This window comes from Streptomyces sp. NPDC007264 (assembly GCF_042869095.1).
Lineage (GTDB): Bacteria > Actinomycetota > Actinomycetes > Streptomycetales > Streptomycetaceae > Streptomyces.
Window position 1 is genome coordinate 122547 of the sequence record NZ_JBIAFD010000017.1, and the last position, 25359, is coordinate 147905.

At 72.1% G+C, this 25359-nt stretch carries 22 protein-coding genes and 1 pseudogene; 8 read left to right on the forward strand and 15 right to left on the reverse strand.

All coding sequences use genetic code 11. The features are described from left to right. The first annotated feature begins 120 nt into the window (after window positions 1–120). A complete protein-coding gene (locus ACFYMU_RS26330) occupies window positions 121–2232 on the forward strand; it encodes a glycoside hydrolase family 31 protein (protein WP_388377864.1) in 2112 nt (703 codons plus the stop codon). Between the two features lie 7 nt (window positions 2233–2239). On the opposite strand, the gene era is transcribed toward ACFYMU_RS26330, so the two are convergent. Next, window positions 2240–3199 (reverse strand): GTPase Era, encoded by a 960-nt coding sequence (gene era, locus ACFYMU_RS26335; protein WP_388377867.1) that lies wholly within the window; start codon window positions 3197–3199, stop codon window positions 2240–2242. A gap of 167 nt (window positions 3200–3366) precedes the next feature. Here era and ACFYMU_RS26340 point away from each other — a divergent pair, with 167 nt between their 5' ends. Next, window positions 3367–4695, forward strand: coding sequence for an ammonium transporter (locus ACFYMU_RS26340; RefSeq protein ID WP_388377870.1), 1329 nt, complete (start codon window positions 3367–3369; stop codon window positions 4693–4695). After that, complete coding sequence (locus ACFYMU_RS26345) at window positions 4692–5030, forward strand: P-II family nitrogen regulator (RefSeq protein WP_388377872.1); 339 nt, start codon at window positions 4692–4694, stop codon at window positions 5028–5030. Before ACFYMU_RS26340 ends, ACFYMU_RS26345 begins: the two co-directional genes overlap by 4 nt. On the opposite strand, the pseudogene ACFYMU_RS26350 reads toward ACFYMU_RS26345, so the two are convergent. The 3 genes and pseudogenes from ACFYMU_RS26350 to ACFYMU_RS26360 all read right to left on the reverse strand — a co-directional run. After that, window positions 4927–5940, reverse strand: a pseudogene (locus ACFYMU_RS26350) (DUF916 domain-containing protein); the annotation flags it as partial. The gene ACFYMU_RS26345 and the pseudogene ACFYMU_RS26350 sit on opposite strands and share 104 nt — an antisense overlap. A gap of 91 nt (window positions 5941–6031) precedes the next feature. Further along, window positions 6032–7351 carry a beta-xylosidase gene (locus tag ACFYMU_RS26355; protein WP_388377874.1) on the reverse strand — a complete coding sequence of 440 codons (1320 nt, stop codon included), beginning with the start codon at window positions 7349–7351 and terminating at the stop codon, window positions 6032–6034. Window positions 7352–7466: 115 nt separating this feature from the next. Next, window positions 7467–7838 (reverse strand): YybH family protein, encoded by a 372-nt coding sequence (locus ACFYMU_RS26360; protein ID WP_388377877.1) that lies wholly within the window; start codon window positions 7836–7838, stop codon window positions 7467–7469. 98 nt (window positions 7839–7936) lie between these two features. Here ACFYMU_RS26360 and ACFYMU_RS26365 point away from each other — a divergent pair, with 98 nt between their 5' ends. Then, window positions 7937–8827: a LysR family transcriptional regulator gene (locus ACFYMU_RS26365; RefSeq protein WP_388377880.1), complete on the forward strand. Its 891-nt coding sequence runs from the start codon at window positions 7937–7939 to the stop codon at window positions 8825–8827. An 82-nt stretch (window positions 8828–8909) separates the two neighbouring features. Here the strand turns inward: ACFYMU_RS26365 and ACFYMU_RS26370 are convergent, their stop codons facing one another. From ACFYMU_RS26370 to ACFYMU_RS26380, 3 genes are all read right to left on the reverse strand, one after another. Beyond that, on the reverse strand, window positions 8910–9380 hold the full coding sequence (locus ACFYMU_RS26370; protein ID WP_388377883.1) for a hypothetical protein: 471 nt from the start codon (window positions 9378–9380) through the stop codon (window positions 8910–8912). A 279-nt stretch (window positions 9381–9659) separates the two neighbouring features. After that, on the reverse strand, window positions 9660–10013 hold the full coding sequence (locus tag ACFYMU_RS26375; protein WP_388377885.1) for a cytidine deaminase: 354 nt from the start codon (window positions 10011–10013) through the stop codon (window positions 9660–9662). Window positions 10014–10051: 38 nt separating this feature from the next. Next, on the reverse strand, window positions 10052–10867 hold the full coding sequence (locus ACFYMU_RS26380) for a helix-turn-helix transcriptional regulator (protein ID WP_388378014.1): 816 nt from the start codon (window positions 10865–10867) through the stop codon (window positions 10052–10054). Window positions 10868–11012: 145 nt separating this feature from the next. Between ACFYMU_RS26380 and ACFYMU_RS26385 the strand changes: the two genes are divergently transcribed. After that, window positions 11013–12464, forward strand: a complete 1452-nt coding sequence (locus ACFYMU_RS26385; protein ID WP_388377888.1) for an MFS transporter — start codon at window positions 11013–11015, stop codon at window positions 12462–12464. On the opposite strand, the gene ACFYMU_RS26390 is transcribed toward ACFYMU_RS26385, so the two are convergent. From ACFYMU_RS26390 to ACFYMU_RS26425, 8 genes are all read right to left on the reverse strand, one after another. Beyond that, window positions 12426–12785, reverse strand: a complete 360-nt coding sequence (locus ACFYMU_RS26390; RefSeq protein ID WP_388377891.1) for an MmcQ/YjbR family DNA-binding protein — start codon at window positions 12783–12785, stop codon at window positions 12426–12428. The two genes, ACFYMU_RS26385 and ACFYMU_RS26390, sit on opposite strands and share 39 nt — an antisense overlap. Then, complete coding sequence (locus tag ACFYMU_RS26395; protein WP_388377894.1) at window positions 12782–14086, reverse strand: hemolysin family protein; 1305 nt, start codon at window positions 14084–14086, stop codon at window positions 12782–12784. Before ACFYMU_RS26395 ends, ACFYMU_RS26390 begins: the two co-directional genes overlap by 4 nt. Then, on the reverse strand, window positions 14083–14580 hold the full coding sequence (gene ybeY, locus ACFYMU_RS26400; protein WP_388377897.1) for an rRNA maturation RNase YbeY: 498 nt from the start codon (window positions 14578–14580) through the stop codon (window positions 14083–14085). Before ybeY ends, ACFYMU_RS26395 begins: the two co-directional genes overlap by 4 nt. Before the next feature lie 12 nt (window positions 14581–14592). After that, complete coding sequence (locus tag ACFYMU_RS26405) at window positions 14593–15657, reverse strand: PhoH family protein (RefSeq protein WP_388377900.1); 1065 nt, start codon at window positions 15655–15657, stop codon at window positions 14593–14595. A 415-nt stretch (window positions 15658–16072) separates the two neighbouring features. Next, window positions 16073–17329, reverse strand: a complete 1257-nt coding sequence (locus tag ACFYMU_RS26410) for an MFS transporter (RefSeq protein WP_388377903.1) — start codon at window positions 17327–17329, stop codon at window positions 16073–16075. Beyond that, window positions 17326–18642 (reverse strand): GH1 family beta-glucosidase, encoded by a 1317-nt coding sequence (locus tag ACFYMU_RS26415; protein ID WP_388377906.1) that lies wholly within the window; start codon window positions 18640–18642, stop codon window positions 17326–17328. Before ACFYMU_RS26415 ends, ACFYMU_RS26410 begins: the two co-directional genes overlap by 4 nt. A 74-nt stretch (window positions 18643–18716) precedes the next feature. Then, window positions 18717–18983, reverse strand: coding sequence for a protealysin inhibitor emfourin (locus ACFYMU_RS26420; protein WP_388377908.1), 267 nt, complete (start codon window positions 18981–18983; stop codon window positions 18717–18719). Between the two features lie 32 nt (window positions 18984–19015). Next, window positions 19016–20083, reverse strand: coding sequence for a M4 family metallopeptidase (locus ACFYMU_RS26425; RefSeq protein ID WP_388377910.1), 1068 nt, complete (start codon window positions 20081–20083; stop codon window positions 19016–19018). 348 nt (window positions 20084–20431) lie between these two features. Between ACFYMU_RS26425 and leuA the strand changes: the two genes are divergently transcribed. The 3 genes from leuA (at window position 20432) to ACFYMU_RS26440 (ending at window position 25326) form a co-directional block, all read left to right on the forward strand. Then, window positions 20432–22153, forward strand: coding sequence for a 2-isopropylmalate synthase (leuA, locus tag ACFYMU_RS26430; protein ID WP_388377912.1), 1722 nt, complete (start codon window positions 20432–20434; stop codon window positions 22151–22153). Window positions 22154–22362: 209 nt separating this feature from the next. Beyond that, window positions 22363–23067, forward strand: coding sequence for a TerB family tellurite resistance protein (locus tag ACFYMU_RS26435; protein WP_388377915.1), 705 nt, complete (start codon window positions 22363–22365; stop codon window positions 23065–23067). Between the two features lie 177 nt (window positions 23068–23244). Next, window positions 23245–25326: an MMPL family transporter gene (locus tag ACFYMU_RS26440; protein ID WP_388377918.1), complete on the forward strand. Its 2082-nt coding sequence runs from the start codon at window positions 23245–23247 to the stop codon at window positions 25324–25326. The last annotated feature ends 33 nt before the right edge of the window (window positions 25327–25359 follow it).

Genomic DNA, 25359 nt, shown 5'->3' on the forward strand with positions numbered 1-25359 from the left:
ACATGATGGCTGCCGCTCGATCATCGGCTGAATCGAGCTGAATCGAGCACGATTCCGCACGGACCGACCTCTGACTCGCACATCCCGGCCCATCACCGTCTCCGTCGAAGGACATGTGTTGTGCGCGGACCATCACGCAGACTCAGGGCACTCCTCGCGGCCGTGTCACTGGCCCCCGCCCTTCCCGCCGGCGTCACCGCACCGGCGCAGGCCGCCCCCGCCGCCCCGTTCTCCGCCCCCGCCGCCCGGTTCTCCGCCTCCGCCGGCCGACTGGCCCTCACCGTCCCGCCCTCGGCGAACGCCCCCGGTTACACCCTCCAGGTGACGACCGCCGGGCTCGCCCTGGCGACCAGCCGGTCCGGCACCCGCGTCCTGGCCACCGCGGGCGGCGACACCGGAGCCCTGCGCTTCCGTGTCGGCGGGGTCTGGCAGCACGCCACCGAGGTCACCGGCTGGTCCTGGCAGGACGGGGTTCTCACCCTCACCGCGGACACCACCACCGCCGGCGCCACGGTCCGGGCCCGCATCACCCCGTCCGCCGACCGCTACCACCTCGACTGGACCGTCGGGGGAGCCGACCCCGACCGGCTCGGACTCGCCTACGACCTGGCGTCCGCCGGCCACTGGTACGGACACGGAGAGGCCAAGACCCCGCAGGGCGGCCCCGCCACCGACCAGCCCTGGCCGCTCGACAGCGGCGAGGTCGTCCACCCGGCCTTCGGCCCGGCCTCGTACTACATGATCGACCCCTTCTGGTACACGTCGAGCGCGGCCGGGCTGCGGGTCGACACCGGGCACGTCATGGACGTGGCGATCAACCAGGGCCGGGACGGTCTCGGCCGCTTCGACGTCGAGTCCGCCGAGCCCTACCGGGCGACCGTCTTCGTCGAGTCCACGCCGCTGGACGTCTACCGCGACTACATCGGCATCGTCGGCAGGCCCGCCAAGAGCGACGCCACCTACGAGCAGTACGCGAAGCCGGTGTGGAACTCCTGGGCGCAGTTCTACACCCACGTCGACCAGGCCAGGCTCCTCGACTACGCCCGTGACCTGCACGACAACGGACTCGTCGGGCACACCCTCCAGCTCGACGACAAATGGGAGTCGAACTACGGGAACATGACCTTCGACCCGAAGGCGTACCCCGACCCCAAGGCGATGTCGCGGGCCATCCACGACCTCGGCTTCCGCTTCGGCCTCTGGGTCACCCTGTGGATCAACCTCGACTCCGACAGCTACCGGTACGCCGCCGACCACGGGTACCTGCTGAAGGACGCGGCCGACCCCTCCCGGCCGTGCACCGTCACGTGGTGGAACGGGACCGCCGGGATCGTCGACCTGGCCGACCCGGCCGCCAGGGCCTGGTACACGGGCCGGCTCAGGACCCTGATGAGCGACTACGGCATCGACGGGCTGAAGTTCGACACCCGGTTCTTCGACGAACGATGCGCCCCCCACGACGGCTACCGGCCCACCGACTACCAGCGGCTCGGCGCCGAACTCGCCGACGAGTTCGACCTTCAGGGCGTCGGTATCCGCGTGCACTGGGACGCCAGCGCCCACCGGGCCGGGTTCGTCACCCGGCAGCTGGACAAGGGCACCGGCTGGGAGTCGCTGCGCGCCTCGGTGACCCAGAACCTGGCCATCTCCACCATCGGCTACCCCTTCGTCACCACCGACATGATCGGCGGCTCCAGCGGCCGGCCCGCGCCGACCAAACAGGTGCTGGTGCGCTGGGCGCAGTCCGCCTCCCTGCAGCCGCTGATGTACGCGTCCACGTCACCCGTCGACACCATCGACGTCACCACGGGCCGCACGGTCGACTACGACCAGGAGACCGTCGACCTCTACCGCAAGGCCGTCGCCCAGCACGAACGCCTCGCGCCGTACATCCAGGACCAGGTGCGCCGGACGCTGAGGACCGGCGACCCGATCATGCGGCCGCTGTTCTTCGACCACCCGGGGGACAGGGCGTCCTACACGATCACCGACGAGTGGATGCTCGGGCCGGCGGTCCTGGCCGCCCCGCAGCTCACCGACGGCGCGACCCGCACCGTCCACCTCCCGCCCGGGGTCTGGTACGACGTCGCCCGCGGCACCGTCGTCCGCGGCCCGCGGACCCTCGTGGGCTACGACGTGCCCCTCGGCGTCACCCCGGCCTTCGTGAACCTGAAGGCCGAAGGCGCCGGCAAGGCCCTGCGCGCGCTGATCCCTTCCCGCACGCCCGGCTGACCCGGACTCAGAAGCCCAGGCGCCGCAGTTGCTTGGGATCCCGCTGCCAGTCCTTCGCCACCTTCACATGGAGGTCGAGGAACACCGGGGTCCCGAGCAGCGCCTCGATCTGCCTGCGGGACTTGATGCCGACCTCCTTCAGCCGCTTGCCCTTCGGCCCGATCACGATCCCCTTCTGGCTCGGGCGCTCGATGTACAGGTTCGCGTGGATGTCGAGGAGCGGCTTGTCCGCCGGGCGGTCCTCGCGCGGCAGCATCTCCTCCACCACCACCGCGATCGAGTGCGGCAGCTCGTCGCGCACGCCCTCGAGCGCCGCCTCCCGGATCAGCTCCGCCACCATGACCTGCTCCGGCTCGTCCGTCAGGTCGCCCTCGGGGTAGAGCGCCGGCCCCTCGGGCAGCAGCGGGACCAGCAGGTCCGCCAGCAGGCCCACCTGCCTGTCCCCGACCGCCGACACCGGAACGATCTCCGCCCACTCGAAGCCCAGCTCCTTGCCGAGCCGGTCGATCGCGATCAGCTGCTCGGCCAGGGCCTTGGAGTCCACGAGGTCCGTCTTCGTGACGACCGCCACCTTCGGGGTCTTCCTGATCCCCGCGAGCTCCTTGGCGATGAAGCGGTCACCGGGGCCGATCTTCTGGTCGGCGGGCAGGCAGAAGCCGATCACGTCCACCTCGGCCCATGTGGTGCGTACCACATCGTTCAGCCGCTCGCCCAGCAGCGTCCGCGGCTTGTGCAGACCGGGGGTGTCGACCAGGATCAGCTGCGCGTCCGGCCGGTGCACGATGCCGCGCACCGTGTGCCGCGTCGTCTGCGGCCGGTTCGAGGTGATCGCCACCTTCTGCCCGACCAGAGCGTTCGTCAGGGTGGACTTGCCCGCGTTGGGGCGGCCCACGAAACAGGCGAAGCCCGCCCGGTGGACGGGCTGTGCGGGCTCGGATGACTGGCTGCGAACGCTCATGGCGCCCATTCTCCCTGATCCACGGGACCCCCTTGCACGGCGAGCGCGGCACGGCTCCCGGTGAGGTTCCGGAAACTCCCGGGCAACACGAAACGTCGACGAAACACGTCCGTATGCAACCGGAAACGCATACCCGTGACCCTCGGACGAGCCCCGCACCCCGAGGAGACCTGTCCGTGGAGACCGCCTTCCTGGCCGCCGGAAAGAGCCCCGCCCTCGACACCGGCGACACCGCCTGGCTGCTCGCCGCCACCGCACTGGTCCTGCTGATGACGCCGGGCCTGGCCCTCTTCTACGGCGGCATGGTCCGTACGAAGAGCGTCCTCAACATGCTGATGATGAGCTTCGTGTCGATCGCGCTGGTCACCGTGGTGTGGCTGGGTGCCGGATACGCGCTCGCCTTCGGCGGCGACAGCGCGGACGGGCTGATCGGCGATCTGCGGCACGCCGGCATGGCGGACCTGGGACCCGCGAGCCTCCACGGCACCGTGCCGACGCTCCTGTTCGCCACCTTCCAGCTGACCTTCGCGATCGTCACGGCCGCCCTCGTCAGCGGAGCGATCGCGGACCGCGCGAAGTTCGGGGCCTGGCTCGTCTTCGTCCCCGTGTGGACCCTGCTGGTATACGTTCCCGTCACCCATTGGGTGTGGGGCCCGGGCGGCTGGATCCTGGAGCGTCTGGGTGCCCTCGACTTCGCGGGCGGCCTGCCCGTCGAGATCACCTCCGGGGCCTCCGGCCTCGCCCTGTGCCTGGTCCTCGGCCCGCGCCTCGGCTTCAAGAAGGACGCCATGCGCCCGCACAACCTGCCGATGGTGGTGCTGGGGGCCGGTCTCCTCTGGTTCGGCTGGTTCGGCTTCAACGCGGGCTCGGCCCTGGGCGCGAACGGCCTCGCCGCGGCCGTCTTCCTCAACACCCTCGCCGCCGGCTGCACCGGCCTGCTCGGTTGGCTGTTCGTGGAGCAGAAGCGGGACGGCCACCCCACCACGCTGGGCGCGGCGTCCGGCGCGGTCGCGGGCCTGGTCGCCATCACCCCGTCCTGCGGCTCGGTGTCCCTGCTCGGTGCGCTGGCCGTGGGTCTCGCCGCCGGTGTCGTCTGCTCGTACGCCGTGAGCTGGAAGTTCAAGCTGAACTACGACGACTCGCTGGACGTGGTCGGCGTCCACCTCGTCGGCGGAGTCATCGGCACCCTGCTCATCGGACTGTTCGCGGTCCGCGAGATGACCCACGGGAGCGAGGGCCTGCTGTACGGCGGCGGGCTCGCCCCGCTCGGCAGGCAGCTGGTGGCGGTGGCCGCCGTCGCCGCGTACGCCTTCGCCGTCACGTACGGCATCGGCAAGCTGATCGACAAGGCGATGGGCTTCCGCGCGAGCGAGGAAGAGGAGCACACCGGCCTGGACCTTACGGTGCACGCCGAGACGGCCTACGATCACGGGGTCCTGGGCCATGGCGCCCCGGTCGCCCACTCCGTCTCCGCCGGCACCCAGAAGGTCACGTCCCAGGCATGAAGCTCATCACCGCGATCGTCAAGCCGTTCCGCCTCGACGAGGTCAAGGCGGCCCTGCAGGAACTCGGCGTGCACGGTCTCACCGTGACCGAGGCCAGTGGTTACGGCCGCCAGCGCGGCCACACCGAGGTGTATCGCGGCGCCGAGTACCAGGTCGACCTGGTGCCCAAGGTGCGGATCGACGTCGTCGTCGAGGACGCGGACACCGACGCCGTCATCGACGCGATCGTGAAGGCCGCGCAGACGGGGAAGATCGGCGACGGGAAGGTGTGGGCGGTGCCGGTGGATTCGGTGGTGCGGGTACGGACCGGAGAGCGCGGACCCGACGCGCTCTGAACGCGAGCGCCGCCGCCACGGCCGCCACCCCGGCCAGCAGCGCCGCCACCAGCCACGGCAGCGCGAGGAACGACGCGCCGGCCGTGTCCCGCGTCCCCCGCGCGCTCGCCGTCAGCGTGACGTCGGCCCGGTCGAACTGGGGCGCGTCGCGCCACGGTGCGGTGAGCCGGACACGCTGGCCGGGCAGCAGCTGCGAGGGGATCCCGGTCAGGCCGCGCGCCAGGAGCGTCCGGCCGAACAGGCCCCGCGCCCGCAGCTCCACCCTCGGATTCAGGGTGACGTTGCCCGTGTTGTGCAGTGTGTACGAGATCGCCGCCGTGCTGTCCCCCAGGCCCGGCACGAGCGGCTGGTGGTGGCTGACGCGGACGTCCTCGACGGAGACCGCGGGGAGGGTGGGCCCGCTCACCCGCAGATAGACGCGGGCGCCGACGGCCCGCTGCACCCCCAGCGCGAGTGACCCCCCACCCCTGTCGACACGATCGTCGAGGGCCACCAGCGCCCCCGGATGGTCTCCCGGCTCCGCGTCCGCGGGGACCCGCAGCGTGAACGGCACGCCGACCGACGCATGGCCGGGGACGGTGACGAGGGACCGCGCGGGCCTCGCCCAGGCGCCGACGCCCCGCATCCGCTCCCGCACCGTGCGCACCGCGAACCCGCCGTCGCGCGCGGTGTTGTAGGCGTCGGCGGCATAGAGGCGGAAGGTGAGGGGGCGGCCGGTCCTGTTGGCGACGACGACCGTGTCCTCGATCGTCTGCCCGGGATCGGCGGAGAGGTAGAAGTAGGGACGCGCGCCGAGCTTCGAGGAGGTGGGGTAGACGGACCAGCTGCCGTTGTCGGCGGCGTGGGAGGGCACGGCCGCCGAGGCGAGCAGCACGCACACGAACACCAGCAGGACGTACGGCTTGCGCATGGGTGCGGACCCCCGCGGACGTGGTCGGGGTGGACGGGCGGGTGCGGACCCGCGGGGCGGGCGCCCGGCCACCGGAGGGTGAGGCGTGCGGTCAGGTCAGGGTCAGCGTCAGCACGGCTGAGTACGACCCCGGCGGGGTGAACGCCGGCACGTCCAGCGAGAGTCCGGCGTCGACGGTGAACTCGCCGCCGGTGAGCGTGCCGTCGGGGGTGGAGGCCAGGGTCGCGCCCGATGCGCCCACCGTGCCCGCCGAGCCGGCCCGGCAGGTGCTCGGGCTTCCCGCCTCGGTGGCGCAGGCCGGGGTCCAGCTCAGCCGGCCGGCGTCGATCGTCGCGCCGGGTCCCGTGAATGCGGTGACCTTGCCGGTCAGGGACCACCCGGCGGGTCCGCCGCGGAAGTCCTTGACGGTCACCGTCCGCAGGGTGCCCTGCGAGGCGCCGCCCGTGCCGAAGTCGACGGCCGACAGCTGGACGGCGTCTCCGGCCTGCGACATCGACAGGGTGCCCGCCTTCACGGTGGTGGTGAGCTTCTGGCTGTTCGCGGGGACGGGGGTGTCGTCCACGACGACGTACGCGGCCGGACCGGCCCCCTTGTCCGCGCTCCAGGCGCCGCCCTCGTAGGCCACGACACCGGTCGTCGTCCTGTCGTCGACGGTGAGCGCGCCGCTGAAGGCTCCCTGCGCGTCCGCGGTCACGGTCGCCGTGTCCGCGGTCTGGGCGGCCCCGGAACGTCCGGCGAGGGTGACGGTCGCGCCCGGGGTGAAGTTGCTGCCGGTGACGGTCACGCTGTCACCGGGCTTCCCGGAGGCCGAGCCGAGCGTGATCGCACGGTTGTTGACCGGGGTGGTGTCGGTCGCCGTCACGGTCTCGGAGACCGGGGCGGGCGGGTTGATCACCGTGCAGGGGGTGTCCAGTTCGAGGATGTAGCTGGTGTGGATGTTGTAGTCGCCCGGCGCGAGCGTGATGGCACCGGGCGAGGTGACCGTGAACGTGCCGGTCATGCTGAACGACGGGAAGGCGCCCTTGCCCGGCACGGGGTCGTTCTTCTTGGGCCCGGTGACCGTGACGTCCCCTGTCTGTGCGCCGCCGAGGGCGACCTTGCCGGTGGGTGTCATGATGTCGGCCGGCAGGGCCAGGTCGGTGGGGTTGCTCGCGGCGGGGTTGACCACCGTGTAGGTGACGGTGACCGTGTCGCCGACCTTGGGACTGGCGTTGTCCACCGTGATCTTCGCGGTGGTGGTGCCGTCGATCGGCGGGATTCCCGCGATCGCGGGCGGGATGCAGTGGGTGGCGAAGTCCACCTCCTGCGGGGTGGCGCCGGCCGGACAGGCCAGTGCGCCGCCGCCGGTGACCGCGCAGGCGGCCAGCGCGAGCACCGTGGCCCAGCGGCGTCTTCGAGTTCCGGAAGCCATCCTTGCCCCCTCGTGTGGTCACGGGCGCAGCGGCTCTTCTGCGCCGACACGGGGTCATTGATGTGCGGACCGTGTGAGAAGTCAATGGAGATGACGCAAGTGGGCTGATGGTCCGTCAGTTGTGGCCGGATGGCGGCCTGAACTCGGGCTGGTCGAGCAGACGCAGCCAGCTTCCGTCGGGCTGGCGCCGGACGACCTGAGCCCGGGCGCCGGCCCCGTCCTTCGGCGGGGTCGCGGTCAGGGCGATGTCACCGCTGACCAGCGTCGGCAGCGGTGGTTCCGGTTCGAAGCGGGGGCGGTCGGCCAGCACCTTCTCCCACAGGGCGCGGATCGCCTCCCGGCCCACCGTCCGCTCGCCGGGCGGGTAGGCCATCACCGCGTCCTCCTCGTACAGCGCGGCGACGCCGGCCGCGTCACCGGCGTCGGACCGTTCGACGAACAGGCGGGTGAGGTCTTCCGGGCGCATGGCCTTCTCGTACTCCGTCATCGGACTCTCCTGGCGTCGGGCTTCGGTGCCTCCCAGCCTGGTCGCCCGTCGATCAGAAGTCCAACAGATGATTTTGCTGGCAACTAGAATCCACAGTCATGGAGCTGAGGCAGCTGGAATACTTCGTCGCGGTCGCCGAGGAGCGGAACTTCACCCGGGCGGCCGAGCGGGTGCACATCAGCCAGTCCGGTGTCAGCGCCCAGATCCGCCGACTGGAACGGGAACTCGGCGCCGAGCTGTTCGACCGGTCGGCGCGCACCGTCGTCCTCACGGCCGCGGGAAAGGCCGCGCTCGAACACGCCCGCGCCGCGCTCGCCGCCGCCGGGGCGGTCGGCCAGGCGGTGGGCGAGGTGACCGACGTGATCCGGGGGCGGCTCACCGTCGGAATGGTCATCGGCTGCACCCTCACGCCGCTGTTCGACGCCCTCGCCGCGTTCCACCGGGCGCATCCCGGTGTGGAGATCTCGCTGCTGGAGGACGGCTCCGACCGGCTCGTCGAGGGGGTGCGCGCCGGCGCCGTCGACGTGGCGCTGATCGGGGCGGCGGCCACCACTCCCGAGGGGCTGGACGCGCTGACCGTCATCAGCGAGCGCCTCGTCGCGGCGGTTCCGGCCGGGCATCCGCTGGCGAAACGGCGGCGGGTCACCCTGCGCGACCTGGCCGCCCACCCGCTCGTGTGCATGCCGCCCGGAACCGGCCTGCGCACGGTGTTCGACCGGGCCTGCGCCGCACAGGGCCTGCACCCCGCGATCGCGCTGCAGGCCGGCGCCGCGGACGCGATCGCCGATCTCGCCGCCCGCGGGCTCGCCGTCGCCGTCCTCAGCGAGTCCATGGCCGCGCGCCACCGTGACCGGCTCACCGCCCGCACCCTCGACGACGTCGACACACCCGCCGTGCTCGCCCTGGTCTGGAAGGGCACGCACAGCCCCGGGGTGCGTGCCCTGCTCGCGCACAGCCGGCAGGCGTTCACCCGACCCGACCCCGCCTAGTCAGGCCGCCCTGTCCGTACCGGTGCCGCCCGCGTCCGGACGGCACCGGCTCACTCTGCCGTGGGCCCCGTCGGGCCGACCGTCAGTCGAACACGAACGGGCCCGGAGACTGCGGCCCGGTCGCCGTGCAGGTGATGGTGATGCCGAAGACGGTCATCTTCAGGGAGCCGCCGAACGCCTCCAGGCTGTCGCCGGAGGCCACGGTGCCGCTGAGCGGGCCGACGGTGACCGAGCTGCCGGCGGACATGGCGGGGTTCTTCTTGCCGGAGAAGACGGTGGTGCCACCGCCCGTCTTCACCAGGGTGAGCGTGGACGTGATCGAGTCCTTGGACAGACTGATCGGCACGGTCACCGCGGACTGCACCGTGATGGTGGCCGCGGTGCCGCTCTGGGTGGCCGTGAGCGTGGCCGCGCCGCCGCCGAAGCTGCCGCAGTCGGCGGTGATGCTCGCCGTCTGGGGAGTGACGGCGGCCGCGGTCTGGGTGAAGGCCAGGCCGGTCGCGGCGACCGCCGCGAGTAACGCCGTGCCCGTGCCGAGTCGCTTGCGTCTCATCGAAATCCCTTCCCTTACACGGGAATTGCCATGTGGGGACGCCCACGGACCGCCGCGGGCCGCGCGCACGAAGACGTCATGGGACGACGGTGACGGGTGCGGAGAGACACGCGGCTGAACGCGGACCGGCCACGGGCGGGGTGCGGCACGCCACGTGACGGCACATCTGACGGTCCGTCGGAACTAGCGGTTCCATTGATACGCCGGGGCCGTGGGATTGCAAGAGACGCCGAGCTGTTTCTTCAAGGGTCAGGAAAAGTGGCCGAAGTCCACCCCCCCTCAGCCCGCGGTCGTCCTCACACGGACCGTTCCGTCCGGCCCCGCCACCAGCACCGGTGCGGCGGGCCCACCGAGGTCCCGGACGGCCGCCAGGTCCTCCGCGGCCGCGGACTCCGCCTCGGTCACCACGGCCGCCGCCTCCAGCGACTTCGCCCCCGAGGCCACCGCCATGGCGACCGCCGTCTGCAGGGCGCTCAGCCTGAGCGAGTCGAGGGCGACGGTGCCGGCGGCGTACGTCCGCCCGGTCTCGTCCCGCACGGCGGCGCCCTCGGGCACGCCGTTGCGGGCCCGCACCGAACGGGCCAGGGTGACGATCTTGCGGTCCTCGGGGTCGAGCGCGTTGCTGTCGGTCATGCCCCGAGCATACGGAGCGGGGCGGGCGGCCCGGCCGCTCACCCCGCCACCGGACACATCGCGCCGCGCCTGCCCTCCGCCGACGCCAGCCATTCCAGCTTCGCCGCGGTGTTCGCCTCGTCCAGCGGGGTGTGCAGCACGATCGTCAGATCCGGCCGTGCCGGCACCTTCAGCGCCGTCGACTCGACGCACAGCAGCCCGACCAGCGGATGGTCCAACTCCTTGCGGATCACACCGGCGTCCTGGATGTCCCGCTGCTCCCACAGCCGGGTGAACTCCGGGCTCGCGGCCTTCACCTGCGCCAGCACCTCCTGGAAACCCTCGTCGTCCGGGCAGGCCGAGCACGCCGCCCGGAACTGCGCGACGACCGTGCGTGCGTTCTGCTCCCAGCTCTTGGAGCGGGAGCGGTACATCGGGTCCGTGAAGAAGTCGAGGATGCAGTTCTGCGTGATCTCCGGGCGCATGCCGAGCACCCAGCCGGCCGCCTCGTTGTAGATCACGCAGTTGTAGTACATGTCCATGATGTGGGCCGGGAAGGGCATCCACGCGTCGATCAGCCGCCGCAGGCCCTCGCAGTCGTGGTCGGCCACCGGCTCGGGCGCGGGCGGGTTCAGCCCGGCCAGGACGTAGAGATGACGACGCTCCGCGTTGGTCAGCCGCAGCACGCGCGCCACGGAGTCGAGGACCTGCGGGGAGACGGAGATGTCCCGCCCCTGTTCCAGCCACTGGTACCAGGAGGCGCCCACCCCGGCGAGCACGGCGACCTCCTCGCGGCGCAGACCGGGCGTGCGACGACGGGCCCCGCCGGCCGGAAGTCCCGCCTCGGCCGGGGTGATCCGGGCCCGCCTGCTCATCAGGAACTCACGCAACTCCCGCAGCCGACGGCTCTTGAGCGCGTCCTCCGACACCCGCGGATCCCCCTCGTCCTGTCTGGTGGTGGCAGCACCACCATAAGTTCCGGCTCCCCACGGTTATTCCGCCCGCCCGAGGCTCTTGCCCATGGCGATCGACACCACCCATCCGACCACGCCCGCGGACCGGCCGCTCGGCAGGCCACGGCTGTCACGGCGCGACAGGTTCGTCCTCTTCGTGCTGTGCGCCGCCCAGTTCATGGTCGCGCTCGACTTCTCCGTCCTGAACGTGGCGCTCCCGGTCCTCGGCGCCGACCTGGGCATGAACCGGTCCGCCCTCCAGTGGGCCGTCACGGCGTTCGCGCTGCCGTCCGGCGGCTTCCTGCTGCTGTTCGGCCGCATCGGCGACCTCCACGGACGCCGCCGCCTGTTCCTGACCGGCCTGGCCCTGTTCGGCGCGGCCTCGCTGCTGGCGACGCTGGCCTGGGACCCGGCCTCCTTCCTGGCGGGCCGGGCGTTGCAGGGACTGGGCGCGGCCGCCATCGTCCCCACCGGGATGTCGCTGCTCACCACCACCTTCCCGGAGGGGCCGGCCCGCGACCGTGCCCTCGGCATCTCCGGCACGCTGATGTCCCTCGGCTTCACGGTCGGCATGGTCGCCGGCGGCGTCCTCACCGACACCCTGGGCTGGCGCTCCACGATGGGCCTGCTCGCCCTGTTCGCGCTGCTGGTGCTGCCCTTGGCACCCGGCCTGCTGCGCGAGTCCCGCACCGTGGAGCGTCCGCGGCTGGACGTGCCCGGAGCGGTCACCGTCACCGGCGGTCTGCTCTGCCTGATCTACGCCCTGTCGACGGCGGCGGGCCACGGCTTCGGGCGTGCCGACGTCGTCGTGGCGCTCACCGCGGGCGCGCTGCTGCTGACGGCGTTCGCACTCGTGGAGTCCCGCACCGCGGCGCCCCTGGTCTCCCTGCCGATGCTGCGCCGCCGCACGGTGGCGTGGGGGAACCTGGGTGGTCTGGTCACCTTCTCGATGATGTCGACGGTGGTCTTCGTGCTCACCCTCTACCTCCAGGACGTCCTGCGCCTGTCCGCCTTCGAGACCGGTCTGGTCTTCGGTGTCCAGGGCGTCCTGTCGGTGGTGGCGGGCTCGTACACCCCGAAGGTGATCGGCCGCTTCGGCGCCCGCCGCACCCTGATCGGCTCGCTCGCCGGTCAGGGCGCGCTGGTGACCGCTCTGCTGGGCCTGAACACCCACGGCTGGTCGGTGGGGCTGGCCACGGCCGCGGTCTCCCTGGCGAGCATGTGCCACCTGGGCGCGATCATCTCCTACGGCCTCACGGTCACCTCGGGAGTCCCCGACGAGCAACAGGGCCTGGCCACCGGCCTGGTCACCTCGACCCAGCAGATCGGCATCACCGTCGGCATCCCGCTGCTGGGCGTCCTGGCCACCACGTCCACGGACCTGCTGTCGGGCGTCCGCACCGTCCTGGGTCTGGACGCGGCGATCGTGCTGGCGGCGGCGGTGCTGGTGGCGCTGGGGCTGCGGTCCGGGCGGGAGGGCTCAGGGGCGGTCGAGGCGGAGCCGGTCGGCTCTCGGTAGTCCGGCGACGACCAGGTCGTACGAGTCCTCGATGAGCTCCCGGACCAGGCGGTCCGGGAGCTCGGCGTCCACCGTGACGGTGTTCCAGTGCCGCTTGTTCATGTGATAGCCGGGCACGATCAGGCCCTCGTGCTCGGTCCGCAGCCGCACCGCGTCCTCCGGGTCGCACTTGAGATTGACCGTCAGCGGCCGGGCGTCCAGGCTCGACAGGGCGAAGAGCCTGCCCCGGACCTTGAAGACCGAGGTCTGCGGGTTGAACGGGAAGTCCTCCACGGCGGCGTTGAAGGACAGGCAGAAGGCGCGCAGTTCCTGCGGGGTCATTCCGCCTCCGGCTCCATCGGGGGCCCGGCGGGGCCCGCCGGCTCCACCAGCACGGTCACGATCTTGTTCCGGCGGCCGGCCGCGGCCTCCGCGGTCAGCCGCAGCTCGCGCCCGTCGGGCAGCTCGACGACCGACGAGGCACCGGCGATGGGCACCCGGCCCAGCGCCTTCGCGAGCAGCCCGCCGACGGTCTCCACGTCCTCGTCGTCGTACGCCTCGAGGCCGTACAGCTCGCCAAGGTCGCCGATGTCCAGGCGGGCCGTGACCCGGTAGCGGTCCCCGCCCAGTGCTTCCACCGGCGGCAGCTCGCGGTCGTACTCGTCGGTGATCTCGCCGACGATCTCCTCCAGGATGTCCTCGATGGTGACGATCCCGGCCGTGCCGCCGTACTCGTCGACGACGACGGCCACGTGGTTGCGCTCCTTCTGCATCTCCCGCAGCAGATCGCCCGCGTTCTTGGTGTCGGGCACGAAGGTGGCGGGCCGCATCGCGGTGGACACCAGTTCGGACTCGGCGTCGCGGCTGATGTGCGTCTTGCGGGTCAGGTCCTTCAGGTACACGATCCCCACGATGTCGTCCTCGCTCTCCCCGGTCACGGGGATCCGCGAGAAGCCGGACCTGAGGGCCAGGGTCAGCGCCTGCCGGATGGTCTTGTAGCGCTCGATGACCACGAGGTCCGTCCTCGGCACCATCACCTCCCGGACCAGGGTGTCGCCGAGCTCGAAGACCGAGTGCACCATGCGGCGCTCCTCGGCCTCGATGAGGGACTCCTTCTCGGCGAGGTCGACGAGGGCCCGCAGTTCCGCCTCGGAGGCGAACGGGCCGTGGCGGAAGCCCTTGCCGGGAGTGAGGGCGTTGCCGATGAGGATGAGCAGGGAGGGGATCGGCCCCATCACCCGGGCCAGCGGCACCAGGACGTACGCCGCCGCCGTCGCCGTGTTCAGCGGGTGCTGGCGGCCGATGGTGCGGGGGGAGACGCCGACGGCGACGTACGAGACGAGGACCATGACCGCGATCGCGACCAGGAGGGCCTCGGCGGTACCGGCGAACTCCTTCAGACAGGCGTAGGTGACGAGCGCGGCGGCCGCCATCTCGCAGGCGACCCGGACCAGCAGCGCCACGTTCAGATAGCGGGTGGGGTCCGCGGCGACCTGGGCGAGCTTGGCGCTGCCGCGGCGGCCGCCGCGGACCGCCTCCTCGGCGCGGAAGCTGGACACACGCGCCAGGCCCGCCTCCGCGCAGGCGGCGAGCCAGGCGACCACCACCAGCGCGATCGCGCCGGTGACGAGCTGGGGACTCATGACACGGTGGGCGCCGGCGAGGGGCCGGTCAGGCCCTTCTCCGCGCGCCAGCCGTCCACGATGGCGGCCTGGAGACCGAACATCTCGGCCTTCTCGTCGGGCTCCTCGTGGTCGTAGCCGAGCAGGTGCAGCACACCATGGACGGTCAGCAGGTGCAGCTCCTCGTCCATGCTGTGCTGCGTCGGTGCCTCGGCGCCCTGCTTGGCGGCGACCTCCGGGCACAGCACGATGTCGCCGAGCAGCCCCTGCGGCGGCTCGTCGTCGTCCTTGGACGGCGGCCGCAGCTCGTCCATGGGGAAGGACATGACATCGGTGGGTCCGGGCAGGTCCATCCACTGGACGTGCAACTGCTCCATGGCGTCGGCGTCCACGACGATCACCGAGAGCTCGGAGAGCGGGTGGATGCGCATCCGCGCGAGCGCGTAGCGGGCGATGTCCAGGATCGCCTGCTCGTCGACCTCGGTGCCGGACTCGTTGTTGACGTCGATCGACATGGTCGTGCTGGTCTACTTCCCCTTGTGCCCGGCCTTGCCCCGGCCCTTGTGCGTGCCGTTCTGGGTGCCGTGCTTGCTGTCGTACTCCTCGTAGGCGTCGACGATACGGCCGACCAGCTTGTGCCGTACGACATCGTGGGACGACAGCCGCGAGAAGTGGACGTCCTCGACGCCCTCCAGGATCTCCTGGACCTGCCGCAGGCCGCTCCTGGTCCCCTCGGGGAGGTCGACCTGGGTCACGTCACCCGTGATCACGATCTTCGAGTCGAAGCCGAGGCGGGTGAGGAACATCTTCATCTGCTCGGGGCTCGTGTTCTGGGCCTCGTCGAGGATGATGAAGGCGTCGTTGAGCGTGCGTCCCCGCATATAGGCCAGCGGTGCCACCTCGATGGTCCCGGCGGCCATCAGCCGCGGGATCGAGTCGGGGTCGAGCATGTCGTGCAGCGCGTCGTACAGCGGGCGCAGGTACGGGTCGATCTTCTCGTACAGCGTGCCGGGCAGGAAGCCGAGGCGCTCGCCCGCCTCGACGGCCGGGCGGGTCAGGATGATGCGGTTGACCTGCTTGGACTGCAGGGCCTGCACGGCCTTGGCCATGGCCAGGTAGGTCTTTCCGGTGCCCGCGGGACCGATGCCGAAGACGACCGTGTGCTTGTCGATCGCGTCGACGTACCGCTTCTGGTTGAGCGTCTTGGGGCGGATCGTGCGACCACGGGACGACAGGATGTTCTGCGTGAGCACCTGGGCCGGGGTCTCCTCCGGGCCCTCCCCGGTCTCGCTCGCCCGGAGCATGGCGATCGAGCGTTCCACTGCGTCCTCCGTCATCGGCTGTCCGGTGCGGAGCACCAGCATCATCTCGTCGAACAGGCGCTGGATCAGGGCGACCTCACCGGCGTCGCCGACCGCGCTGATCTCGTTGCCCCGGACATGGATGTCGGCCGCCGGGAAAGCCTTCTCGATCACGCGCAGGAGGGAATCTCCGGAACCCAGCACGGTCACCATGGGGTGCTGGGCGGGGACGGTGAAATGCGCTCGGGCCTGTCCCTCCGCGGGGCTGTGCGCTGTGGGTGTCTGAGTCATGGGCCGGCTCTGAAGGCCGCGATTCCTCCTCCGTACGGCCGCGCTGCTGAGGGCGGCCTCGCGTTCTCAAGAGTACGACGCGGAGGCCGCAGAGCCGTAGGACTTTTCCCCCGGTCGGTGGACACCGTCCCTCGAACACCGTGCCGGGCGGGCGGGGGCGGGGGGCGGCCCCCCCCCCCCCCCCCCCCCCCCCCCCCCGGGCCCCCCCCACCCCCCCCCCCCGGCCCCCCCCCCCCACAACCCCCCCCCCCCCCCCCAAACCCGTACNNNGGGGGGGGGGGGGGGGCGGGGGGGGGGGGGGGGGGGGCGGGGGGGGCCCCCCGCCCCGGCCCCCCCCCCCCGCCCGGGGGGGGGGGGGGGGGGGGGGGCCCCCCCCCCCCCCCCCCCCCCCCCCCCCCACGCCCCGGGTCCCGCCTCACTCCACGCCCCGGATCCGCCCGACCAACAGCGCCCCGCCCAGCCCGATCACCGCCGCCACCAGGTACAGCACGCGGTAGCCGCCCAGGTGGGTGACGATCGGGGCGGCCAGGGCAGGGGCGGCGACCTGGGGGAGCGCGTTGGCGACATTGATGACCCCGAGGTCCTTCCCGCGGTCCAGTGCCGTCGGCAGGACGTCCGTCATCAGCGCGAAGTCGACCGAGGTGAAGACCCCGAAGCCGACGCCCAGCACGGCCGCCGCGACGATCGCGCCCGGCCAGGTCTGCCAGGTGGCCAGGGCCGCCGTCGCCGCCGCCATCAGGACGCCCGACCAGATCACGAACGGCTTGCGCCGGCCCACCCGGTCCGACCAGACGCCTCCGGCCACGACGGTGGCCAGCAGCGTGAGGCCGTTGACGGCCGTGAGGACCAGCACGCCCTGCTCGGGATCGTCGCGGTGCAGGCGGTCCCTGAGGTAGTAGAGCAGGTACAGCAGGACCAACGCGTTGCTGAGGTTGATCAGGAAGCGGGTCAGCCAGGCCCAGCCCAGGTCCGGGTGGCGTCGCGGGCTGAGCCAGAAGCCGGCCAGGAAGGCCCGCCGGGACCGGGCGGGGCGCTCCGACTCCGGCAGCCGCAGGTCCTCGTAGGCCATGACGTACGGCAGCACGCCCGCCAGCGTGAACAGCGCGCACGCCGAGTAGCCCGCGCCCACCCCGCCCGCCGCCGCGGCGAGACCGGTGCCGCCGACCACGCCGAGGACCTGCGCCGCGCCCAGCCAGCCGCCCACGGCACCCCGCTGGAGCCGCGGCACCCGGTCCGGCACCGCGGCCGTCACGGCCGCGAAGGCCGCGTTCAGGGTCAGCTGGACCAGGCACCAGCCGAGCGCCATGGTCCACGGCCCGCCGGCGCCCGCCAGCAGCAGGAGGGATGCCGCGCCGCCCGCCGCACCGGCCACGATCCACGGTGTGCGCCGGCCCCGGCGCGCGGTCGTGCGGTCCGACAGCGCGCCGAAGAACGGGTTCGCGACCAGCGACACCACCGCGCCCGCGCCCGTGACCCAGGCCAGCATCGTCTCCTTGGACATGCCGGAGCCGGGGGCGAAGTCCTTCGCCTGCGAGGCGAGCAGGATCTGCAGCGGGCCGTACCAGCCCACCCAGATCGCCCCGTTGGCGAGCGACAGGGCGGACGTCCAGCCCCGGCCGACGGGTTCGACGGGCTCGGCGAGCGCGTCCACGGCCCGCCCGGCCGTCGTCACCCCCGCGCCCGCAGCAGGTCGCGCAGCCAGGCGTACGACGCCTTGGGCGTGCGCTCCAGCGTCTCGTAGTCGACGTGGACGAGCCCGAAGCGGCGCGCATACCCCTCGGCCCACTCGAAGTTGTCCATCAGGGACCACACGAAGTAGCCGCGCACGTCCACGCCCGCCTCGATCGCCCGGTGCAGCGCCCGCACATGGCCGTCCAGGTAGGCGATGCGCTCCTGGTCGTCGATCCCCTCGTAGGAGCAGCCGTTCTCGGTGATGACGATCGGCGGGAGCCGGTCGCCGTAGCGCTCGCGGAAGCCGGTCAGCAGCTCGGTCAGCGCCTCCGGCACCACCGGCCAGCCGAAGTCCGTGACCGGGTGTCCCTCGATCTCCCGCACCGAGAAGGGGAGTTCGGCGGGCAGCGTGATGCCGGCGAAATCGATCTCCGCGCCCTGCGGCGCACCCACCTTCGTCGGCGCGTAGTAGTTGATCCCGTACCAGTCGACCGGCTCCGCGATCAGCTTCAGGTCGGACTCCACGTCGCCGGGCATCAGTTCACCGATGCCCTCCGGGTAACGGCCGAGCAGCAGCGGGTCGGCGAACAGCCGGTTGAGCAGGACGTCGTAGAACTCCGCGGCCTCCGTGTCCTGCTGTGACGCGGACGCGGGCCAGGTCGGCCCGTGCGAGTTGGCGATGCCGATGTCGAAGGTGCCGGCCGCGCGCAGGGCCCGTACGGCCAGACCGTGGGCCAGGAGCTGGTGGTGGGCCACCGGCAGCGCGTCGAACATCAGCCGCCTGCCCGGTGCGTGGACGCCGAGCGCATGGCCGAGCAGGGTGTGCTCGGCGGGCTCGTTGAGGGTGATCCACTTGGTCACGCGGTCGCCGAGGCGTTCGGCGACGACCGACACGTGGTCGGCGAACCGGGACGCGGTGTCCCGCTCCAGCCAGTCCAGCTCGGCCGGCAGGTCCCAGTGGAAGAGGGTCGGGACCGGCCGCACCTCCGCCGCGCACAGCTCGTCGACCAGGCGGTCGTAGAAGTCGAGGCCGCCGGGGGAGGAGACCCGGGGCCAGGAGATCGAGAAGCGGTACGCGTCCACGCCGAGGTCGGCCAGGAGCGCCACGTCCTCGCGGTAGCGGTGGTAGTGGTCGCAGGCCACCGCCGCGGTCGAGCCGTCCTTCACCCGCCCCGGCTCGGCGGTGAACGCGTCCCACACGGAGGGCCCGCGCTCGTCCACCGCGCCCTCGATCTGGTGGGCCGAGGTCGACACGCCCCACAGGAAACCGGCCGGGAACCGGGGTATCGGATTCGTCGCCATGCGCCGGATCATCCTTACCGCGGGTAAGGGAAGTCAACGGGCAGGCGGCGGAAGGCCGTTGTTCCGTGGGACGGCCGACCGGGCCGTCAGGCGCCTTCCTTCAGCACTTTCGAGATCAGTGCCCGCTGTTCGTCGGTTAGCCGGGGATCCGCGCAGTACACGGTCCTGCCGTCCACGGTGATCTCATAGCTGAAACCGTCCGGCACACCCGCCGGCGGCGCGCCCCGGCCGCCGGCGAGCGCCCGTTCCGCCAGGGCGTGCCACTCGGGGGCGTCGGCCCGTCCCGAGGTCTCCACCTCGGCCCGGCGCTCGATGCCCGCGAACCCGCCCGTGCGCCTCACCCGAATACGCATGGGACCTGTCTAGTACGCGAGAGGCGCCGCCGCTACGAGGTGGGCACCCCGACCTGCTCCCACGCCTTGAGGACGGCCTCCAGCTCCTCGCCCTCGTGGTAGCGGGCCTTGGCCGCCGCCACGGTCAGCTTCGCGAAGTCCGCGAAGGTCGCCTGCGCCCGCAGCTCCTCGCCGGTCAGCACGTCGTACCAGATCTGTCCGGCCCGCTCCCAGGCGTGCCCGCCGAGCTCGGTGGCGACCAGGTAGAAGGCGTGGTTGGGGATGCCGGAGTTGATGTGCACACCGCCGTTGTCCTGGCTGGTGTGCACATAGCCGTCCATCGTCCCCGGCTGCGGGTCCTTGCCGAGCACGTCGTCGTCGTACGCGGTGCCCGGCTCCTTCATCGAGCGCAGCGCCTTGCCGGTGACGCGGGGGGCCAGCAGTCCGGCGCCGATCAGCCAGTCGGCGTCGGCGGCGGTCTGCCCGAGGGCGTGCTGCTTGATGAGCGAGCCGAACACGTCGGACATCGACTCGTTGAGGGCACCCGGCTGGCCGTAGTAGGCCAGGTTCGCCGTGTACTGGGTGACGCCGTGGGTTAGCTCGTGGCCGATGACGTCCACCGGGATGGTGAAGTCGAGGAAGATCTCGTTGTCCCCGTCGCCGAACACCATCTGCTCGCCGTTCCAGAAGGCGTTGTCGTAGTTCTCGCCGAAGTGCACGCTCGCGTCCATCGGCAGTCCCTTGCCGTCGATGGAGTCGCGGCCGTACGCCGCCCGGTACAGCTCGTAGGTGGCGCCGAGGCCCGCGTAGGCCCGGTTGACCGTGGCGTCCCTGCCGGGCTCCTCGCCCTCGGCGCGGACCTTCCTGCCGGGCAGCTCCTGGCGGTGCCCGGCGTCGTAGACGGTGCGGTGGGGCTGGTCGGCGGCGTGTGCCGGCGGGGCCGCCGCGGGGGCCCCGATGACCGTGGTCAGCCGACGGCGGGTGCGCTCCAGGGCGTCGCGCTCCAGGGTGCGGCGCGCGGGCGTGGCGAGCGCGGAGTCCTCGTGCTGGGCGAGCTTGTCGAGGACATGCGGTGGCACGATGGTGCAGAAGACGGGCTCGTGGCCCCCGTTGGTGGTCATGCCCGGCACCCTTGCACTGTGTCACCGCCCTGTCACCAGCTGCAACCATGATTGGTGAAAAGTCGAGGAAGGGGCTCGTGTGGTGCGCGGGAAAGTGGTAGGAGGTCAAAGACTGAGGTGTTGGTGAATTACCACACCTTATGTCCGAAATGCGACTCCGGTCCCGCATACTGATACAGGCCCACGCGTCCGGCGCGGCTCGGCTAGCATGCGGAGCATCATGCGTTTCGGGCTGCTCCTCCTTAGCTGCCGCGGCGAGGGCCTGTAGTCGAGGCCGACCCCCTCCCCGCGGAGTTTGGCGTTGCGCCGTCGGCCGTCCTTCCGGACCTCACGAGGAGCCCAGGCACCATGGCGAACCGCCAGCAGCCCACGTCCATGCCGATCCGCAAGTACCGCCCCTACGAGCAGGTCGACATCCCCGACCGCACCTGGCCCGACCAGCGGATCACCCAGGCCCCGCGCTGGCTGTCCACGGACCTGCGCGACGGCAACCAGGCCCTGATCGACCCCATGTCGCCGGCACGCAAGCGCGCCATGTTCGACCTGCTGGTGTCGATGGGCTACAAGGAGATCGAGATCGGTTTCCCGGCCTCCGGCCAGACCGACTTCGACTTCGTGCGCTCCATCATCGAGGAGGAGGGCGCGATCCCCGAGGACGTGACCGTCTCCGTCCTCACCCAGGCCCGCGAGGACCTGATCGAGCGGACCGTCGAGTCCCTGAAGGGCGCCCGGCGCGCGAACGTCCACCTCTACAACGCGACGGCCCCGGTCTTCCGCCGGGTGGTCTTCCGCGGCTCCAAGGACGACATCAAGCAGATCGCCGTCGACGGCACCCGGCTGGTCATGGAGTACGCCGAGAAGCTGCTGGGCCCCGAGACCGAGTTCGGCTACCAGTACAGCCCGGAGATCTTCACCGACACCGAGCTGGACTTCGCCCTGGAGGTCTGCGAGGCGGTCATGGACGTCTGGCAGCCCGGCCCGGGCCGCGAGATCATCCTGAACCTGCCCGCCACCGTGGAGCGCTCGACCCCGTCCACGCACGCGGACCGCTTCGAGTGGATGCACCGCAACCTCTCCCGCCGCGCGTACGTCTGCCTGTCCGCCCACCCCCACAACGACCGCGGCACCGCCGTGGCGGCCGCCGAACTGGCCGTGATGGCCGGCGCCGACCGCGTCGAGGGCTGCCTGTTCGGCCAGGGCGAGCGCACCGGCAACGTCGACCTGGTCACCCTGGGGATGAACCTCTTCTCGCAGGGCGTCGACCCGCAGATCGACTTCTCCCACATCGACGAGATCCGCCGCACCTGGGAGTACTGCAACCAGATGGAGGTCCACCCGCGCCACCCCTACATCGGCGACCTCGTCTACACCTCCTTCTCCGGCTCCCACCAGGACGCCATCAAGAAGGGTTTCGACGCCATGGAGGCCGAGGCCCGGGCCCAGGGCAGGACGGTCGACGAGATCGAGTGGGCGGTGCCCTACCTGCCGATCGACCCCAAGGACGTCGGCCGCTCCTACGAGGCGGTCATCCGCGTCAACTCGCAGTCCGGCAAGGGCGGTGTGGCCTACGTCCTCAAGAACGACCACAAGCTGGACCTGCCGCGCCGGATGCAGATCGAGTTCTCCCGGATCATCCAGGCGAAGACGGACGCCGAGGGCGGCGAGGTCACGCCGAAGGAGATCTGGGCGGTCTTCCAGGACGAGTACCTGCCGAACCCGGACAACCCGTGGGGCCGCATCCAGGTCAGGACGGGCCAGACGACCACCGACAAGGACGGTGTCGACACCCTCACCGTCGAGGCCACGGTCGACGGCGAGGACACGGTCCTGACCGGCACCGGCAACGGCCCGATCTCGGCCTTCTTCGACGCGCTGGAGAACATCGGCGTCGACGTACGCCTCCTGGACTACCAGGAGCACACGATGAGCGAGGGTGCCTCCGCGCAGGCCGCCTCCTACATCGAGTGCGCCATCGACGGAAAGGTCCTGTGGGGCATCGGCATCGACGCGAATACGACACGTGCCTCGCTGAAGGCCGTCGTCTCCGCGGTCAACCGCGCCGCCCGCTGACCGTCTGACCAGTGGCTTCACGGCCCTGCCCGCCCCCGAGGGCGGGCAGGGCCGCGTCATGGACCGGCCATTTCGACCGAAGATCACAGACAGGTCTCGTCCGGGGTACTGACTTCGCATCAAGGATGTGGCTAACATCACGCCAGCGCGGCGATGTTGCCCGGCAGCACTTCCCGCGCTCTTGGGCGGGGGAGTTTGGGAGGTGCGACGTGCTGTCAGGACGGGGACGCAAGGGCCGTGGAGCCCGCAAGGGCCGTGCTGCGCGTCTCCTGGGTGTCCGGACCACGTGGACCGCCGTCGGTGACGGCGAGTTCTTCTGCCCGGGCTGCGGGGGCGACCGCAACTACCAGCGCCTCACCGGACGCCGCCGCCTCGCCCTCGTGGGCCTGCCCGTGCTGCCGCGCGGCGAGACGGCCCCGGTCGTGGAGTGCGCGGCCTGCGGCCACCACTACGGCACGGACGTCCTGGACCACCCGACCACGATCCGCTTCTCGGCGATGCTCCGCGACGCCGTCCACACGGTGGCACTCGCCGTCCTCGCCGCGGGCGGCGCCGGCTCCCGCACGTCCCTGGACACGGCCGCGTCCGCGGTCCGCGCCGCCGGCTTCGAGGACTGCACGGCGGACAGCCTCAGCGCCCTGGTCGACGCCCTGGCCGCCGACACCGGCCGCGTCTGCGGCGGACCGGGCGGAGCCGGCCTGGCCATAGAGCTCCATGAGGCCCTGGACCCGCTGGCCCCCCACCTCGCCCCCACCGGCCGTGAGTCCGTCCTGCTCCAGGGCGCCCGCATCGCCCTCGCGGACGGCCCCTACACCGTCGCCGAGCGCGAGGTCCTCGCCACCGTCGGCGCGGCGCTCACCATCTGCTCGGACGACGTGACCCGACTGCTGGCGGCCGCGCGCACCCCGTCGTAGGACTCGCCGCTCCCCACTGCTCCCCACTGCTCCCCGCTACTCCCCAGGGAGTAGTCCCGCCGTCCGAACACCCGGCGCAGTACCCGCGAACTCGCCCTCGCGCGCGACGAATCCCTCCCCCCGCGACGGGAGTCTGGTGCGTGTCCAGACGTCCGTCCAGGAGGGGAGGACCCCGAGATGGGGCCCGCACAGACACGCACGCGCGCACGGCGACGAGCCGTGCCCTGGCTGGTGATCGGGCTGTGGGTCGCGGTGCTCGCGGCCGTCGGCCCGTTCGCGTCCCGGCTCGCCGATGTGCGGCACGACCGGGTCACGGACTACCTGCCCGCGAGCGCCGACTCCACCCGGGTGGCCAGGATCCAGGACCGGCTGCCCGGCGGGCAGACCACCGAACTGGTCCTGGTCTACCACCGGGACGGCGGCCTGACCGCCGCCGACCGGGCCACGGCGGGGCGGCAGATCGCGGAGGTCGCCGGGCGGCACGCGCTGACCGCGACGCCCCGTGGGACCCCGTCCAGGGACGGTACGACCCTGCTGTACCCGGTCACCAGCAACGAGCCCGGCAGCGACGAGAAGAAGCGCGACGCCCTCGTCGAGGACGTCCGCGGCGTCGCCCACAGCGGCAACGGGCTGACCGTCCAGGTCGGCGGGCCGGCCGCGCTGGCCACCGACGCGGGCGCCGTCTACCAGTCGCTCGGCGGGCCACTGCTCTACACCACGGTCGCCGTCGTCGCCGTGCTGCTCGTCCTGATCTACCGCAGCCCGCTGCTGTGGCTCGTGCCGCTCGTCGTGGCCGGGGTCGCCGACTACCTGTCCATGGGCGTGGCGTACGGGCTCCACCAGGCGTTCGGCACCACGGTGACAGGAATGACCTCGGGCGTGATGACCATCCTCGTCTTCGGCGCCGGCACGGACTACGCCCTGCTGCTCGTCTCCCGCTACCGGGAGGAACTGCGACGGACCGAGCGGCCCTACGACGCGATGCGCGCCGCCCTGCACGGCTGCGGTCCCGCCGTGCTCGCCTCGTCCGGCACGGTCGCCGCCGGTCTGCTGTGCCTGCTCGCCGCCGACCTCAACTCCAGCCGCGGCATGGGCCCGCTGGGCACCGTCGGCGTGCTGTGCGCGCTGGCCGCGATGCTGACACTGCTGCCGGCGGTGCTCGTGGTCCTGGGGCGGCGGGTGTTCTGGCCGCTGGTGCCCGCCCACGGCAGCCCGCCCACGGCGCGCCGGTCGCTGTTCGCCGCGATGGGCGGCTCGGCCGGGCGGCGTCCGCTGACCGTGCTCGCCGGCGGTGCCGTCCTGCTCGGCGCGCTCGCCCTGGGCGCCCTGAACCTGCCCGGCTCCCTCAAGCAGCAGGACTCCTTCGTGGACCGGCCCGAGGCGGTCGCCGCCATGGAGACCCTGGCCAGGGCGTATCCCGAGCGGTCCGCCCAGCCCATCGACGTGATCACCCCGGCCGGACGCGCCGACGCGACCCTGACCGCCGCCCGCGGCGTCCCGGGCGTCGCCGAGGCGCACCGGGGGCGCACGGGGGACGGCTGGACCGAGATCTCCGTGACCGCCGCCGACCCGCCCCAGTCGGCGGGCGAGACCGCGACCGTGGGGGAACTGCGCCGCCGCCTCCCCGACTCCTACGTCGGCGGGCCCAGCGCCCAGCAGATCGACCTGCGGGACACCAGCGGCCGGGACCGGCTGGTCGTCGTACCGATCGTGCTGCTCTCCGTGCTGCTCATCCTGATCGTCCTGCTGCGGTCGCTCGTCGCGCCGCTGATCCTGACCGCAGCGGTGGTCGCGGTGTGGGGCGCGGCGCTCGGCCTCGGCGGACTGGTCTTCACACCGCTGCTCGGCTTCGAGGGCACGGATCCGGGCCTGGGACTGCTGTCCTTCGTGTTCCTGGTCGCCCTCGGCGTCGACTACGGGATCTTCCTCGTGCACCGGATGCGGGAGGAGTCGCAGGGCGGCGCGGAACCGGCCGCCGCCGCACTGACCGCGCTGCGCACCACGGGCGGTGTCATCGCCTCCGCCGGGCTGGTCCTCGCGGCCACGTTCGCGGTGCTGACCGCCATGGGGCTCGTCCCACTCGTCGAGCTGGGCTTCGTCATCGCGGTGGGCGTGCTGCTCGACACGTTCCTCGTCCGCACCTACCTGGTGACCAGCGCGAGCGTGGCGCTGGGGCGGACGGTGTGGTGGCCGGGCCGGCTCTCCCGCGCGCCCGAGCCCCCGGGGCCGCGCCGCGAAGAGGCCGTGACGGCAGGCTGAGAACCCGGGCGCCCCCGTCTGCCACGGGGGCGC